The sequence below is a fragment of the Alteromonas sp. WD8-37 genome (genome assembly GCF_055326825.1).
The window spans coordinates 285350-300263 of record NZ_JBUZOV010000003.1 but is presented as its reverse complement, the minus strand read 5'-3'; the positions used below and the strand labels follow the sequence as shown (position 1 = coordinate 300263).

Below are 14914 nucleotides of genomic sequence, written 5' to 3'. Positions count from 1 at the left end.
GGGTAAATTATTCCCCCAGGCTATCTCTACACTGTGACCAGAGTTTGCTATTCTAGCTGGGTCTTTAGTCTTTTGTGATGAAACCCATGACCTCGTTCACCGGCAACCATATTCTTTCGGTAAACCAGTTTGATCGCGACGCCATTGAGCGGGTATTTGCCGTGGCCGCCACCATGCAGCCCTACGCCCGGCGTGAAAAGCGCACCACCGTGCTCGACGGGGCCATCTTAGGCAATTTGTTTTTTGAGCCGAGCACCCGGACCCGGGTCAGTTTTGGCACCGCGTTTAACTTATTAGGCGGTGAGGTGCGTGAAACCACCGGTATGTCGAGCTCAGCGCTGGCCAAAGGCGAGTCGCTGTATGACACTGCGCGGGTGCTTAGCGGGTATTCTGATATCATTGCCATGCGCCATCCGGCCGCCGGTTCGGTGGCCGAATTTGCCCAGGGTAGCCGGGTACCGGTCATCAACGGCGGCGACGGCGCCAATGAGCACCCGACCCAAGCCTTACTGGATCTGTACACCATTCAGCGTGAGCTGGAATATCAGGGCAAAGGCATCGATGGGCTGCACATCGCCATGATTGGTGATTTGCGCTATGGCCGCACGGTGCATTCATTATCGCGCCTGTTGTGTCTGTTCGACAATATACATTTTACCCTGATTTCACCCAAAGAACTGGCGATGCCGGGGCCGGTGCTTGATGCCATCAGCAATGCCGGGCATAAACTGACCATTACCGAGCAACTGGAAGGCAACATGGATGCAGATATCTGTTACCAGACCCGGATCCAGGAAGAACGGTTTCCGTCACAGGATGAAGCCAACAAATACCGCGGAAAATTTCGCCTGAACCAGGCCATTTATACCCGCCATTTTCAGTCTAAAACTGTCATTATGCATCCGTTGCCGCGCGACTCACGGGCCGAAGCCAATGAGCTGGACAACGATTTGAACCTAAACCCCAACCTGGCCATCTTTCGGCAGACCGATAATGGCGTGCTGGTCAGAATGGCACTGTTTGCCCTGACCCTGGGAGTGGAGGACAAGGTCGCGCAGTATGAACGTGATGTTGTATGGTTTAGCAATAAGAGTAGCGATTGATATGCAAAAATCTGAAGCCCTGTTTGAACGCGCCCAGCAGACAATTCCTGGTGGGGTGAATTCTCCGGTTCGTGCGTTTAAAGCGGTCGGCGGCACGCCGCGTTTTATCACTAAAGCCGATGGCCCGTACATGTGGGACGCCGATGGCAAACGCTATATTGACTATGTGTTGTCCTGGGGGCCGATGGTATTGGGCCATAATAATGCGGCTATTCGCGAAGCAGTGATAGAAGCTGCCGGCAGTGGCTTGAGCTATGGCGCACCCACTGAAGCCGAAATTTTGATGGCCGAAAAAATTCGCCAGCTGGTGCCGTCAATGGAATTGGTGCGCATGGTTAATTCGGGTACCGAAGCCACCATGTCCTCGATCCGGATTGCCCGCGGCTATACCGGACGCAATAAGATCATCAAATTCGAGGGCTGTTACCACGGTCATTCTGATTCACTGCTGGTTAAAGCCGGCTCGGGTGCACTCACACTGGGTGTGCCCAGCTCCCCCGGGGTACCGGCCGAAACCGCGCAGCACACCATCACGGTGGATTACAATAACCTGGACAGTGTCAAAGCGGTGTTTGCCGAACATGCCGACGACATTGCCTGTATTATCGTGGAGCCGGTGACCGGTAACATGAACTGCATCCTGCCAGAGCCCGGCTTTTTGGAAGGCCTGCGCGCGTTATGTGATGAACATGGCAGTGTGCTGATTTTTGATGAAGTAATGACCGGTTTTCGAGTAGCCCAGGGCGGCGCTCAGCAACGCTATGGCGTCACCCCGGATATGACCTGTTTGGGTAAGGTGATTGGCGGCGGCATGCCAGTGGGTGCCTTTGGCGGCAAACGCGAAATCATCACCCACGTAGCCCCTACCGGCCCGGTGTATCAGGCGGGTACCTTGTCGGGCAACCCGGTGGCTATGGCAGCCGGTCTGGCCGCCTTGTCACAGCTGGAAGATCCGCAGATCTTTGAGCAAATTTTTGCCCGCACCCAGCGCCTGGCCGACGGCATGCAGGCACTGGCCGATAAGCATGGCATCGCGCTGACCACTAACGTGGCCGGCAGCATGTTTGGCTTCTTTTTTAGCGACGAACCCAAGGTCACCAATTACAAGCAGGCGATTAACTGCGACCAGGAACGCTTTAAAATCTTTTATCATGGCATGCTGGAACAGGGTGTGTACCTGGCTCCGGCTTCCTATGAAGCGGGCTTTGTGTCCAGCTGCCACGATGATGCGGTTATCGATGCCACCTTAGAAGCGGTGGACACGGTGTTTGCAACCCTTTGATAAGGCTGGCGGCTGACACATGGATGGTTTTTCGTTGAGCGGATGGTGGCTGCTGGCCGGCCTGGCCGCCCTAACTGTATATGGCGCGGTGGTCACCGTGCTGCTGTGGCGTGCCCGCCGCCAGGTCAGCCATGAGCAGCAAATTCGCAGTGCCTACCAGCAAACCCCGGTGGCTCAGACCGAGCAGGACAAAGAGCGCTTTTTTGCCCAGCGGGCTGACGAAGCGCTCAAGCTCACCACCACCTTTCAAAAATTTATTCCCCGCCAGTTTGTTGATCATTTTGCCAAGCATGGCCAGGTGGAGCTGGAACTGGGCCACGCCGATGAAGACGAAGTGGCCATCTTATTTTGTGATATTCGCGGTTTTACCGGCCTGTCTGAAAAGATGGATCCGCAGCAATTGATGAGCTTTTTAAATTCGTATTTTTTACGTATGAATGAGCCCATTCATCAAAACCGCGGATTTATCGATAAATTTATCGGCGATGCCATTATGGCGTTGTTTGATCATCCTGGGGGCAGCGCAGCACAAAAAGCCGCGGATGCCCTGCAGGCTGCACTGGATTTACGCAAAGCGTTGGCGTTGTACAATGCGCACCGACATAAAAGCGGCTATGAGCCGGTGGGCATCGGCATTGGCATCCATTTTGGCCCGGTGATTATCGGCACCGTGGGCTCAGAAGACCGCATGGATACCACGGTTATCGGTGACAGTGTCAATATCGCGTTTCGGCTGGAAACCCTAAGCCCGCGTTATCAGGCCGATATCATTGTAAGCGCCAATACCCTGCATACAGTCTCCGGTGTGTTTGAAGGTGCCACCCGCCTGCTGGACTGGGTGCGGGTAAAAGGCCGCCAGGCGCCAATTGAAATTTACGAAGTGCTGGCCCATCTGCCTGAGGATCAGCAACAGCAAAAAAGCCTCATCGCCCCGTATATTGAGCAGGGCCTGACCTTGCGTAAACAGCAATTATGGCAGGCGGCTATCGAGCAGTTTGAACAGGCACGCGCACTGGCCCCCACTGACCCGTTGCCGCAACTGCATCTGGATGTGATCAGGCAGTTGCAAAATACACCGTTACCTGAAGGCTGGGATGGCGCCATTATGGCCGAGGCGTTTATTGCCCGCTAAGTGTGGGCTTGCTGATTGATAAAGGTCACCGACGGAGCAAAATAGGCACCGCCACTCACCGCATTGGAAAAATCCAGCCAGCGATCATAATCACCGTCGCTGGTGCCGACAATCTGGCTATGCAGCATGGCGGCAAACGGCTGCGCACTGGCTGCACAACTGACAAACAACAAGCCCTGGGTATGCATATCGCCATAGGGCATGCCTTGTTTGAGCAAGCCTGGCTCATTGCCCGGTGAGCGCGCCCGCACACAGTGCGAAGACTCTGATTGCTCAGTACTGGCCAGATTGTGCTGCTGAGTCACGCCCATTACCTGCTCCTGCTGGCGTGCCGACAAGGCTTGCCAGCGGCGCAAATCATGACAATAACGCTGCACATGCACATAACTGCCACCAGCACCGTGGGCCGCCTCCGCGTCCACAATGGCCACCTGGCGGCGTTGCATGCCGCGTGGGTTGTCGGCGGCATAAATAAAGCCATTCAGATCCCGGCCATCTAAATAACGAAAGCCCCGGACCTGCTCCACCAGCTCCACATGCAGGCGCAGCAGATCCATCACCTCAATGCCCATGGCATGGCAAATATCCAGCCGGTCGGCGCGAATTTGAATAAACAAATCGGTGGTAGTATCCGGCGCTGCGCGATCTTCACATTGCAGCGTAGGAAACGGGCCCAGTTCAGCGGGTTTGCTGTCCGGGTACAACTCGTCCCAGTATTGCGCGCCCACCGCTACCATGCCGGTCACCATGGCTTCAAAATGTTCATGCTCATAATGGTCAAAAATAGCCAGTACCCGGGCCAGCTTGGCCCGCACCGCCTGGCTGTCGTCATCCGAGACATTCAGCAGCAGATACTGGGCATGCAGATTAGGTTCAGCACAGACGCCTTTTTGCGGTTGGCTCATGCGTGGGTCCTTGCCACCTTCAGGTGGTTGTTTTCGTTATTTTTTTAGAGTGTGGCTAATAGCCGGCCGCTTGTCCATCTTTACGACTTTCTGAGGCACCGTGATAGACCTGATTATCAGGATTGCGCAATATGGCCTGGTAGCCGCCATACACCCCCAAAGCCGGCTGCAGCACATGGCCGTGCTCAATCAGGGCGCGCTGGGTTGGCATGCTAAAACCCGATTCTAAATGCACTACCCCGCCATCACGCATGCGTGCCCCGGTGGGGCTGGAGGAGCCGGTGTGCACAATGCGCGGGGCATCGCCGGCTTCTTGCAGGTTCATGCCAAAATCAATCAGGTTCATGATAATTTGCGCATGCATTTGCGGCTGGGTGGCCCCGCCCATCACGCCAAAACTCAGCCAGGGCTGATTATTTTTGGTCACAAAGGCCGGAATGATGGTATGAAACGGCCGCTTGCCCGGGGCATACACATTGGCGTGGCCCTGCTCTAGGGTAAATAGCTGCCCGCGGTTTTGCAGCACAAAGCCTAAGCCCGGCGGGGTCATGCCTGAGCCCATGCCGCGATAATTACTTTGAATGAGCGACACCATATTGCCCTCTGCATCGGCCACAGTCAGATACACGGTATCGCCTTCATTAATGCCGGCATCGGCGCGTGTGGCAGCACGGGCCGGGTCAATCTGCTGGCGCCGCTTGCGGGCATAATCTTTGGATAGCAATTGGCTCAGTGGCGCAGGGGCAAATTCGGGGTCGGCGTAAAATTTGGCGCGATCGGCAAAAGCCAGTTTTTTAGCCTCAACAAAGGTGTGGATATAGTCGGCACTGCCAAAGCCTATGCCTTCCACATCGTATTGTTCCATGATATTTAAGATTTGCAGGGCTGCGATCCCCTGGCCATTGGGTGGCAGTTCCCACACATCATAACCGCGGTAATTGACCGACAGCGGTTCCACCCACTGGGAGCGATGGCTGGCCAGGTCGTCGTAACTTAAAAAGCCGCCCTGTTCCTGCATATACGCAGCGATGGTGCGGGCGATATCGCCTTGATAAAACGCAGCTTCACCGCCGCTGGCAATTTTTTCGTAGGTCGCTGCCAGCGCCGGATTTTTGAAGATGTCGCCGGTGGCCGGAACCTTACCATCGGGCAAAAACGTCTCAGCAAACCCTGGATACTGACCGATACGATCCGCATTGACCTGCCAGTAATACGCCACTACCTGGCTGACCGGAAAGCCTTGGCGGGCATACCCAATGGCCGGGCTGAGCACCTTGGCCATGGGTAGCCGGCCAAATTTTTCATGCAGAGCAAACCAGCCGCTGACGGCACCAGGCACCGACACCGGCAGCGGGCCGAAGGCCGGGATCTGGGTGAGTCCGCGGCGGCTAAACTCGGCATACTCCAGGCTCTGCGGCGAGCGCCCAGAGCCATTTAATCCATACAGTTTCTGCGTTTTGGCATCCCATACAATGGCAAATATATCTCCGCCGATACCTGCTCCAGTGGGCTCCACCAGTCCCAGCATGGCATTCGCGGCAATCGCAGCATCCACCGCATTGCCGCCGTCACGCAGGATCTGCAGGGCCACCTGGGTGGCCAACGGCTGACTGGTGGCGGCCATGGCCTGAGTGGCCAGTACCTCAGAGCGGCTGGCAAACGCCTCACCGGTGATTCTGTCATAAGCCCAAGCCGGGCTGCTTGCCCAAAATGCGATCAATAATAGCCAACGCATAGTTATTCTCTGGTTTGTTTTTGTTTTTGTTAATCTACCACAATAAAAAAATGACGCTTAACTACAATTAAGATTCTGACTTTCGTGGTGAAAGATACCTTTGCCTGCTATTGCCCCGAGCACTGTTGCAGAAAAAAAAGAGTATCCAGCCGATACTCTTTATTAAACGGAGATTTTTTACATTTCAGCTAGTATTTCTCGTCGACTTCAACCTCAGGTTCCTGGGATTCTACTGAGACCTCAGGGTCAGGCTGCTTTACTTTTACAGCAGGGTCTTCTCGTTCCACTTCCACGGCAGGCTTACCTGCTTGCACCTTTACCTCTGGGTCAGATTGACTGACATTTACTTCAGGCTCGCGTTGTTCAATTGTAATATTAGGATCTTGAGTCGTAATAGTAACTTCTGGTTTCGGCTGCTTGACCGTAATTTGCGCAGGTTTTTGATCCACTGTTACTTGGGCCGGCTGTTGGGTGACCGTTACTTTATCGCCTTTGCGCGCTGTATTATTGGATGGGTTCGCCTGAGCATCAGCTAAGTATCTCTCAAGCTCTTTTTTATCCAATTCACCATTACTATTGGTATCGTACGTTCTCAACACCTGCTGTAGTTGAGGTGTTTCTGATGTTGAAGATGAATGCAGAAGACCTGATGAATCTTGTTGTGCAGCCATGGCCCCCTGAGCAGCTAATGCAGTTGATACTGCAATTCCAAGAGTAATTATTTTCATAATAAGCTCCTTCGATAATATTGATGATAATGAAAAACTACAGCGCCAGTTATTTGCTTTGTACAATGTCTTTTATCTGCTTTTGTTTTTCAGATATCACCGCAAAACCCGATTGCGTGTATTCAGGCAGTTGTTCCACATCGGTGTTCTCGTTCCAGATAAGGTCATTGCCTTCCAGCCTCACCTCATCAAGTGGCATTGCTACCGTCGAGCTACCCAGCCCGAAAAAGCCACCAGCTTCAATAACTAGTGCCAGTTGCTGGGTATTTTTATTCATTACTACCTGACTGATTTCTCCCACTTCTTCACCGGCAGAATTTTTAATAACTTTCTCTTCGAGGTCCCCAATTGAAAGCTGGGTTATAGTAGCAATGTCGCTATTGTCTCGTAATTTACCGGAAGCATCCTTGCGAACGATTTTTATTTCAGGTTCACTTTTCTGAATTTCGATATTAGGTTCTGCCTTATTCACGATCACTTCAGGTTCGGCTGTATTCACAATAACCTCTGGTTGGGCTTGCTCTACATCCACCTTCGGCTCCGGTTGTTGGATATTAACGTCAGGCTTTTCATATTGGATGTCCACTTCGGGCTCACCCACCTTTACATCAACTTTGGCGTCCTTTTGGTCTATATCTACAGATGGGGCTGGCTGCTTTACCTTTACGTCTGTTTCGCCTTTAACAACTTCAACCTGTGCTTTTTCTGGCGCTTGTTGAGCAGCGCCCACCCAGGCTGAGGTGGTCAAACCGGCTAGCGAAAGGGCAATGTATACAGAATGGCGGTGCAGGTATCTGCGGTGTGACATAGTCGTCTCCTCGTATCTAGTCAATATGGGGGATCCTTATTACTGCCTCAGGACACACGACCGTACTGGGAGCAAAGTTTACACCAAGCTTGATTAGCCACCTCCAATTCACCGCCATAATTGGCTGAAAAATTCTATAACCAGCTAAAATAAATATATTTTTACAATTTGTTCCTTACATTGGTAGGTAAGTGACAACTAGCGGAAGAGTGGTAAATTCGCAGGTGATGGGTGAATTTTCGTTCTAGATTTAACCAATTGAATTGTATTTATTACAAGTATAAGAGCGCTCCCTCTACCATACGGAGCGCTCATATATCGAAGCAGTGATTATTTGCGGCTGCCGACAAAATCCGGGTAGGCTTCAAGGCCACATTCGCTGGCATCCACGCCATCGTATTCTTCTTCGGCGGTCACCCGAATGCCCATGATGGCTTTAAGCGCAAGCCACACCACCAGGCTGGTGGCAAAGACCCAGACAAAGATAGTGATGGCGCCTAACAGCTGGCCGCCAATACTGGCGCCGCCATTGGTGGCAGGCACCAACAACAAGCCTAAGAAGCCCACTACACCGTGCACAGAGATGGCACCCACCGGATCATCAATCTTCATTTTATCCAGGGTCACAATGCTAAACACTACCAACAGGCCGCCCAGGGCACCAAATACCGTGGCCAACAATGGTGTAGGTGTAGCCGGTTCAGCAGTGATGGTCACCAGACCGGCCAGCGCGCCGTTTAAGGCCATGGTCAGATCCGCCTTGCCAAACATGGCGCGGGCCAATAGCAGTGCAGCGATAGTCCCACCGGCGGCCGCCGCGTTAGTATTCATAAACACTACCGCCACCGAGTTCGCTGACTCCACGGTGGCAGTGGCCAGCACTGAACCACCGTTAAAGCCAAACCAGCCCATCCACAGGATAAAGGTCCCCAGGGTGGCCAGAGGCAGGTTGGCACCCGGGATGGCATTGATTTTTCCATCCACCGTGTATTTGCCCTTACGCGGGCCGAGCACTAACACCCCGGCCAGAGCAGCTGCTGCACCGGCCATGTGTACGATGCCGGAACCGGCAAAATCAGAAAAGCCCTGGTCGCCTAAGGTATACAGACCAAATACTGATTCGCCGCCCCAGGTCCAGGCACCTTCCATAGGATAGATAAAGCCGGTCATGACCACGGCAAAGGCCAAAAAGGCCCACAGTTTCATGCGCTCAGCTACCGCACCGGACACAATAGACATGGCTGTGGCGACAAATACCACCTGGAAGAAAAAGTCTGCGGATGGTGCATAGGTGGCTGGTTCTTCGGCGCCGGTGGCACCATCGCCTACGATGCCGCTAAGCACCCAGCTAAAGTCGTCGCCGCCATACATGATACCGTAGCCGCAAATCATGTACATGGTGCAAGAGATAGCAAACAACGCAATATTTTTGGTCAGGATCTCGGTGGTGTTTTTTGCCCGTACCAGCCCGGCTTCGAGCATGGCAAAGCCGGCGGCCATCCACATGACCAGCGCACCACAAATCAAAAAGTAAAAGGTATCTAGGGCGTACCCAAGCTCAAATGTAATTTCCATGGTAGTCCTCTTGGCAATCGGTGAACAACTTACAGGGCGTCGGCGTCTGACTCACCGGTACGAATCCGCACCGCGTGTTCCAGGTTGTAGACAAACACTTTGCCATCGCCGATCTTGCCGGTTTTGGCAGCTTCCACAATCACTTCGGTCAAGCGTTCTACCTGGTCATCATTGACCGCAATCTCCAGTTTGACCTTGGGCAGAAAGTCTACCTGGTACTCGGCGCCGCGATACAATTCGGTATGGCCTTTTTGACGTCCGAAACCTTTCACCTCGGTGACGGTCAAACCGTCAATACCGATATAGGAAATGGCTTCACGAACATCATCCAGCTTGAACGGCTTGATGATTGCTGTGACTAGTTTCATGTGTTGCTCCCCATGCATTCTAAGTAAGTGGCCCACGTTCTAGTGGTTAGCAACACCGATTCAAAACTTACGCCATAAATAAAAACTGACAAAAATCATAACTTTATGGGAAACCAGGCAAGTTTTGCGCAAAAATAACGCACCACTATAGTGCAGTACCCGCGATTTGCCTGAATGTTGTGCAACACCACACGGATGACACGGTATGAGCACCAGCGATGTGTTTTACGCGCCCAATCAGCCTACCCGGGCAGCCTCAACATCGACACCGATCCGGCCGGCTTATCGGCTCTGGCTTGCTGTAATACTGGCCCATGGCGTGCTTCTGCTACTGGCTGGCCTGAGCCATACCCGACAGTTAAGCCACAATGCCACTCCGATAATCCAGGCTCGCCTGCTGCCCGCGCCGGCGCAGCAATCGGCTGTGTCAGCCGATACAACATCACCTTCAACAACCTCGACTAGTGCGGCACCGGCTTTAAATTCTGAAACAGTTCGGGCATCCGCCCCTGAGCAGAACCAAGCCGCAGACCCCCAGCCTGCTAAGCCCACAGCAATGGCAGAGGCGGTGGCACCCGCCACTGCCGGGCAACCACCTGCAACGCCCCAGACCCACCGCTTTGATCCCCACGCGGCCCGGCAATTTATTCAGCAGCGGCATCAACAGGAAGTGCAGGGGTTAGCGCAAGCCGATGCCCAGGCCCGGCGCAATCCGGTGATCATCGATCCGCGTAAAGGCCAGCCAGAGGTCTTTGTCCCAACGGTGGCCAAAAAGATGGTGCGCTGTGACAATGCGTTTAATAACGTGGTGGCCGCGCTTAGCCGGGCTGCCGGTGGCACCGTGCGCTGCAGTCAGCCGCCGGATTTTAATGAGTTTATCGATCAGCGCCGCGCGCGTTAACTATCGCTATTTACTGACTTTCGGTGCACACTGGCAGTTTTGGGAAACAAGGAATCCTGATGGCAGCAGCAAATTTACTGGCGCTGATTGATGATATAGCCACGCTGTTGGATGACGTGGCGGCCATGTCTAAGGTGGCGGCCAAAAAAACCGCTGGCGTGTTAGGGGATGATCTGGCGTTAAACGCCGACCAGGTGCGCGGGGTCAAACCCGACCGTGAACTTCCGGTGGTGTGGGCGGTGGCCAAAGGCTCACTGCTCAACAAAGTGATTTTGGTGCCCGCCGCACTGCTTATCAGTGCCTTTGTGCCGGTATTAATTGGCCTGCTACTGATCGCCGGCGGCTTGTACCTGTGTTTTGAAGGCGCCGAAAAAGTGCTGCACCGGCTGTTTCATGCGGCCGACCCTGACGATCGTGAAGCCCGGCTGGCCGGCCTGGCCGATGCCGAGGTGGATCTGGTAGCCATGGAAAAAGAAAAAATCAAAGGTGCCATTCGCACCGATTTTATTTTATCCGCCGAAATAGTAGTGATTGCATTAGGCACCGTGCAACAGGCCAGCCTGACCACCCAACTGGGTGTGCTCACCGCACTGTGCCTGGCCATTACTGTGGGTGTGTACGGCATTGTGGCGTGCATTGTAAAGATTGATGATGCTGGGCTGTATTTACTGCGCAAGTCACTTACCGGGCGCTATAACCGCTTGCAACGCGTCAGCGGGCGGGCATTGCTGGTCAGTGCACCGATATTGATGAAAACATTGGCGCTGGTGGGCACCATTGCCATGTTTTTGGTGGGTGGTGGCATTTTAACCCACAATATTGAAGCGCTGCATCATCTGGCGGCACAAGGCAGTGCTGCCCTGCCGATGCCTCAACTGCTCAGCAGTATCCTGATTGACGGCGTATGTGGGTTTGTCGCCGGTGGCTTACTGGTGGTGGCCTGGGATGTTGGCCAAAAGCTTTTCAGGCGTCCTGCCAGCGCTCATTAAACGCCGTCCGAGGTGCTAACGACGTGGTGGCACGTTGCCGGTGGTGAATTTCACCACCGGCCATTACATTTTCTTCATTTATTCGCCAAATCCCCTAACTGCGATATTCACGCCTTTCACAAAAAATATTAAAACTCTAAAAGAATCATATGGATAATGATTTTTTTCGCAGCTGGCACAACAATCGCTACAACCTTTACATCAAACACAGCGACTTACTTTTACCACCTGCCAGATGTGCCGAGCAGTGTTCACTTCAGATTAAGGAAAAATGATGAATACCGTGCAAAAACTCAGTTGTTTATTCGCTATTGGCCTGACCTGCAGCCTGGCCCATGCCACCCCGACCGCCAAGCAGCCGTGCCCGCAGACTCAAGCCGAGCAACTGATGGCAGCATCAGCCCAGCAAACCCGCCAGGAACTGGCTGAAGAAGTGCGTCACGATATCAGTATGGAATGGGTACTGGCACCGATCCCGGCCAAAGCTGGTCTGACCGCCCGCTCAAAAGCGCCGGCCACTAACGATAACGACGCATGAGTGCGCTCATGATTAGCCCGCTTCTACTGTTTTTGGCAACCATGGGCCCGATCCTGGCGTTTGCCGCCAGTGCCCTGGTCTTTTCCGGATTACGCCGCTGGTTTGCCGGCCGCTAGCGGCCGGCGTCACCGCTACTCACCAAACCAGCGCTCCCACCAGCTTTTATCTTCCTGCTTGTCACTCGGGGCCTTGACCGGCTGGCCCCGGCAATCACTGCGCGGCGGCGGCAAGACCGCCAGAATGGCCGGCACACTCAATGAGTTCTGGCACCCCGGTACCGTCACCTCACCGGTTTGCTGGCTAAAGTGGGCAATGCCAAGGCCATCCGGAAAGCGCCGTGACAAAGATTTAGGGCTTTGCAGACGCTGGTAGTTGATAAACACCGGCAGCGCCCCGCTGGCACCGGTCAGATTAACCGTGGCATTATCATCGTTGCCCACCCACACAGTGCTGATATTGTTGCGATCAAAGCCACTGAACCAGGCATCGCGGTAATCATCGGTGGTGCCGGTTTTACCGCCCATGTTGATGGTCGGAAATGCCTGCCCGAGCCGCTTGGCCGTGCCCTCACGGGTGACCTTGTACAACCCGTAATTTAGCAGATAGGTGGCGGCTTCATCGGCGCGCTGCGAATAAAATTCGGCGTGCTTCCAAACCAGCTTATCGCTGGCTGACACAACCGCAGTTACCGTGTGCAGCGGGATATAGCGGCCATTGTTGGAGATGGTCTGGTACATCTGGTTGGTTTGCAGCGGGGTCATGCTCACTGCGCCCAGGGTCATGGCCGGCACCTGTTTGATGCGGGTTTCCACCCCCAGTCGCTTAACCGTATCGGCGACCTTGTCCAGCCCCAGCTCCATGCCCAGATTCACGGTGGGCACATTGAGCGACTCCACCAGCCCGGTCACCAGTGGCACCTGATCACGAAATTCTTTGTCGTAATTGCGTGGCGACCACAGCTGCCCGTCGGTACTTTTTAGTGTAATCGGCTTATCATCCAGCGGCGTGGCCAGATTGTACTGGGTAGGATCTTCCAGTGCAGTCAGATACACCGCCGGTTTGATCAGCGAGCCAATCTGGCGGCGTGCATCCAACGCCCGGTTAAAGCCGTTAAAATCGGTTTCGCGAGCCCCCACAATGGCCCGGATCTCACCACTGCTGATATCACTGACCACCATAGCCCCTTCCAGTTTGGCCTCACGGTTTTGCTGCAGCTGGGTCAAGGTGGTGGTGAGGGCCTGCTCGGCGCGGCGCTGAGCATAAATGTCCAGGGTGGTGAACACTTTAACCCCGGAGTCGCGCAAACTGGGATCGGCCAGGATGTCTTTGAGTTCCTGCCGCACTTTTTGCATAAACGCCGGATGCTTGCCACTGGCCAGGCTGGCCCCGCTGGCTAAGCCCAATGGAGACTGAATATAGTGCTGATACTGGGCCGCGCTTATTTCGTTGGCTTCAAACAATAAGCGTAGGATCAGATTACGGCGCTCTTCCACCCGCTCCGGATGGCGGCGCGGGTTGTAATAGGACGGCCCTTTGATCATGGCCACCAGGGTGGCAATCTCCGGTACATTCAGCTCATTGGCCGGGCGGTCAAAAAAGTAATAACTGGCCAGGCCAAAGCCGTGCACCGCCATATCGCCATTTTGGGCCAGGAACACCTCGTTCATATAGGCCTGCAAAATTTCTGACTTGCTGTAGCGGGCATCAATGATGATGGCCATCAGCGCTTCTTTGGCTTTACGGATAAGCGACTTTTCGCGGCTCAAATACAGGTTTTTGACCAGCTGCTGAGTAAGGGTACTGCCGCCTTGCACCGTGCGCCCGGCTTTAATATTGGCAATCAGCGCGCGCACAATCGACAACGGCGCCACCCCATGATGATCATAAAAGTCGCGGTCTTCCACCAGCGTCAGGGTTTTGGGCAGCATCTCCGGCACACTGTCCAGGCTGACCAGCATGCGGTCTTCGCGGGAACTGCTTACCAGCCGGGTGACTAGCCAGGGCTCCAGCCGAATACTGTTGATGGCTTTGCCTTGGGTATTGTCGGTGATGGAGGTGATACGCTCACCCTGCCATTGCAAGGTGATTTTGCGCAGCGGTTCCACCCCGTCAGCAAACTGAAATGCACGGCGCATAACAATCAGCTTTTGCTGCCAGTAAGCATATTCACCGCTGGCATTGGGCTGGCTCACTTTGCGGTAGCCCAGCAGTTCCAGCTCATCGAGCACCTCAGCCGGGGTGATTTCTAAATCCTGGTTCAGCACCAGTGGCCGGGCAAAAATCTGCGCGGGCACTTCCCATTTGTTACCGGAAAAGGTGTGCTTGATTTGCGCATCCAGATACAGCAGATAGCCGGCCAGCACGACCAGGCCTGCGATCAGCAGTTTAAAAAATAACGGGGCAAACCCGCGTCGATTTTTTTTCGCTTTAGTTTGTTTTTTAGCCACTTATCATGCCATGATGAGAACAACACTTGAGGCGGATTTTGCGGGTTTCGCGGTTCGATTTCCAGTGCTTCAGCGGTCAGAATGGCTGCAGTACCCTTACACTGCATAGTGCAATGGCTTAACCATCTGATCTTCAAGATTAATATTCGTGGGGAACGAATGATGAAGATTTCTATTGATGTGGATCTTTCGCCGCAGGAAGCGCGCGAGCTGTTTGGCTGGCCGGATTTGAGTCAGTTGCACGAGTCGACGCTGGCTGCCATGCAGCAACAGCTGGCCAAGGGCGACAGTGAAGCCTTGATGGCGCTGCTGCAACCCTACATCAAGGGCAGCCAGCAGGCGTTTTCGTTATACCAAACATTTTTTGATAATCTGGCCGCCAATCAAGGCAGTAAAAAATAGG

Annotated in this window: 14 protein-coding genes; 7 read left to right on the top strand and 7 right to left on the bottom strand. The window is 53.9% G+C overall.

The window, feature by feature from the left end; all coding sequences use genetic code 11:
• Window positions 1–86: 86 nt before the first annotated feature.
• Genes ACTUJZ_RS10345 through ACTUJZ_RS10335 form a run of 3 tightly spaced genes read left to right on the top strand, consistent with a single transcriptional unit; the run spans window position 87 to window position 3517 of the window.
• Window positions 87–1103, top strand: coding sequence for an aspartate carbamoyltransferase (locus ACTUJZ_RS10345; protein ID WP_463636230.1), 1017 nt, complete (start codon window positions 87–89; stop codon window positions 1101–1103).
• A gap of 1 nt (window position 1104) precedes the next feature.
• Complete coding sequence (gene hemL, locus ACTUJZ_RS10340; RefSeq protein WP_463636229.1) at window positions 1105–2385, top strand: glutamate-1-semialdehyde 2,1-aminomutase; 1281 nt, start codon at window positions 1105–1107, stop codon at window positions 2383–2385.
• Window positions 2386–2404: 19 nt separating this feature from the next.
• Window positions 2405–3517, top strand: a complete 1113-nt coding sequence (locus ACTUJZ_RS10335; RefSeq protein ID WP_463636228.1) for an adenylate/guanylate cyclase domain-containing protein — start codon at window positions 2405–2407, stop codon at window positions 3515–3517.
• Here the strand turns inward: ACTUJZ_RS10335 and ACTUJZ_RS10330 are convergent.
• From ACTUJZ_RS10330 to glnK, 6 genes are all read right to left on the bottom strand, one after another.
• Window positions 3514–4422, bottom strand: a complete 909-nt coding sequence (locus ACTUJZ_RS10330) for a Dyp-type peroxidase (protein ID WP_463636227.1) — start codon at window positions 4420–4422, stop codon at window positions 3514–3516. The genes ACTUJZ_RS10335 and ACTUJZ_RS10330 overlap by 4 nt on opposite strands.
• A 55-nt stretch (window positions 4423–4477) precedes the next feature.
• Entirely contained in the window at window positions 4478–6157 is a 1680-nt protein-coding gene (gene ggt, locus ACTUJZ_RS10325; protein WP_463636226.1) for a gamma-glutamyltransferase, read from the bottom strand.
• Between the two features lie 188 nt (window positions 6158–6345).
• A complete protein-coding gene (locus ACTUJZ_RS10320; protein WP_463636225.1) occupies window positions 6346–6885 on the bottom strand; it encodes a hypothetical protein in 540 nt (179 codons plus the stop codon).
• 49 nt (window positions 6886–6934) lie between these two features.
• The gene (locus tag ACTUJZ_RS10315) at window positions 6935–7693 is read right to left on the bottom strand and encodes a PRC-barrel domain-containing protein (RefSeq protein ID WP_463636224.1); all 759 of its coding nucleotides are present in this window, start codon (window positions 7691–7693) and stop codon (window positions 6935–6937) included.
• 330 nt (window positions 7694–8023) lie between these two features.
• Window positions 8024–9268: an ammonium transporter gene (locus ACTUJZ_RS10310; RefSeq protein ID WP_463636223.1), complete on the bottom strand. Its 1245-nt coding sequence runs from the start codon at window positions 9266–9268 to the stop codon at window positions 8024–8026.
• Window positions 9269–9297: 29 nt separating this feature from the next.
• Window positions 9298–9636 carry a P-II family nitrogen regulator gene (gene glnK, locus ACTUJZ_RS10305; protein ID WP_463636222.1) on the bottom strand — a complete coding sequence of 113 codons (339 nt, stop codon included), beginning with the start codon at window positions 9634–9636 and terminating at the stop codon, window positions 9298–9300.
• Window positions 9637–9841: 205 nt separating this feature from the next.
• Between glnK and ACTUJZ_RS10300 the strand changes: the two genes are divergently transcribed.
• The 3 genes from ACTUJZ_RS10300 (at window position 9842) to ACTUJZ_RS10290 (ending at window position 12064) form a co-directional block, all read left to right on the top strand.
• Window positions 9842–10537 (top strand): hypothetical protein, encoded by a 696-nt coding sequence (locus ACTUJZ_RS10300; RefSeq protein WP_463636221.1) that lies wholly within the window; start codon window positions 9842–9844, stop codon window positions 10535–10537.
• Between the two features lie 59 nt (window positions 10538–10596).
• The gene (locus ACTUJZ_RS10295) at window positions 10597–11526 is read left to right on the top strand and encodes a DUF808 domain-containing protein (RefSeq protein ID WP_463636220.1); all 930 of its coding nucleotides are present in this window, start codon (window positions 10597–10599) and stop codon (window positions 11524–11526) included.
• A 274-nt stretch (window positions 11527–11800) separates the two neighbouring features.
• Window positions 11801–12064, top strand: a complete 264-nt coding sequence (locus ACTUJZ_RS10290) for a hypothetical protein (protein WP_463636219.1) — start codon at window positions 11801–11803, stop codon at window positions 12062–12064.
• A gap of 131 nt (window positions 12065–12195) precedes the next feature.
• Here ACTUJZ_RS10290 and mrcB read toward each other — a convergent pair whose 3' ends face one another.
• Window positions 12196–14511, bottom strand: a complete 2316-nt coding sequence (gene mrcB / locus ACTUJZ_RS10285) for a penicillin-binding protein 1B (protein WP_463636218.1) — start codon at window positions 14509–14511, stop codon at window positions 12196–12198.
• Between the two features lie 159 nt (window positions 14512–14670).
• Here mrcB and ACTUJZ_RS10280 point away from each other — a divergent pair, with 159 nt between their 5' ends.
• On the top strand, window positions 14671–14913 hold the full coding sequence (locus ACTUJZ_RS10280) for a DUF6489 family protein (protein ID WP_463636217.1): 243 nt from the start codon (window positions 14671–14673) through the stop codon (window positions 14911–14913).
• Window position 14914: the final 1 nt, after the last annotated feature.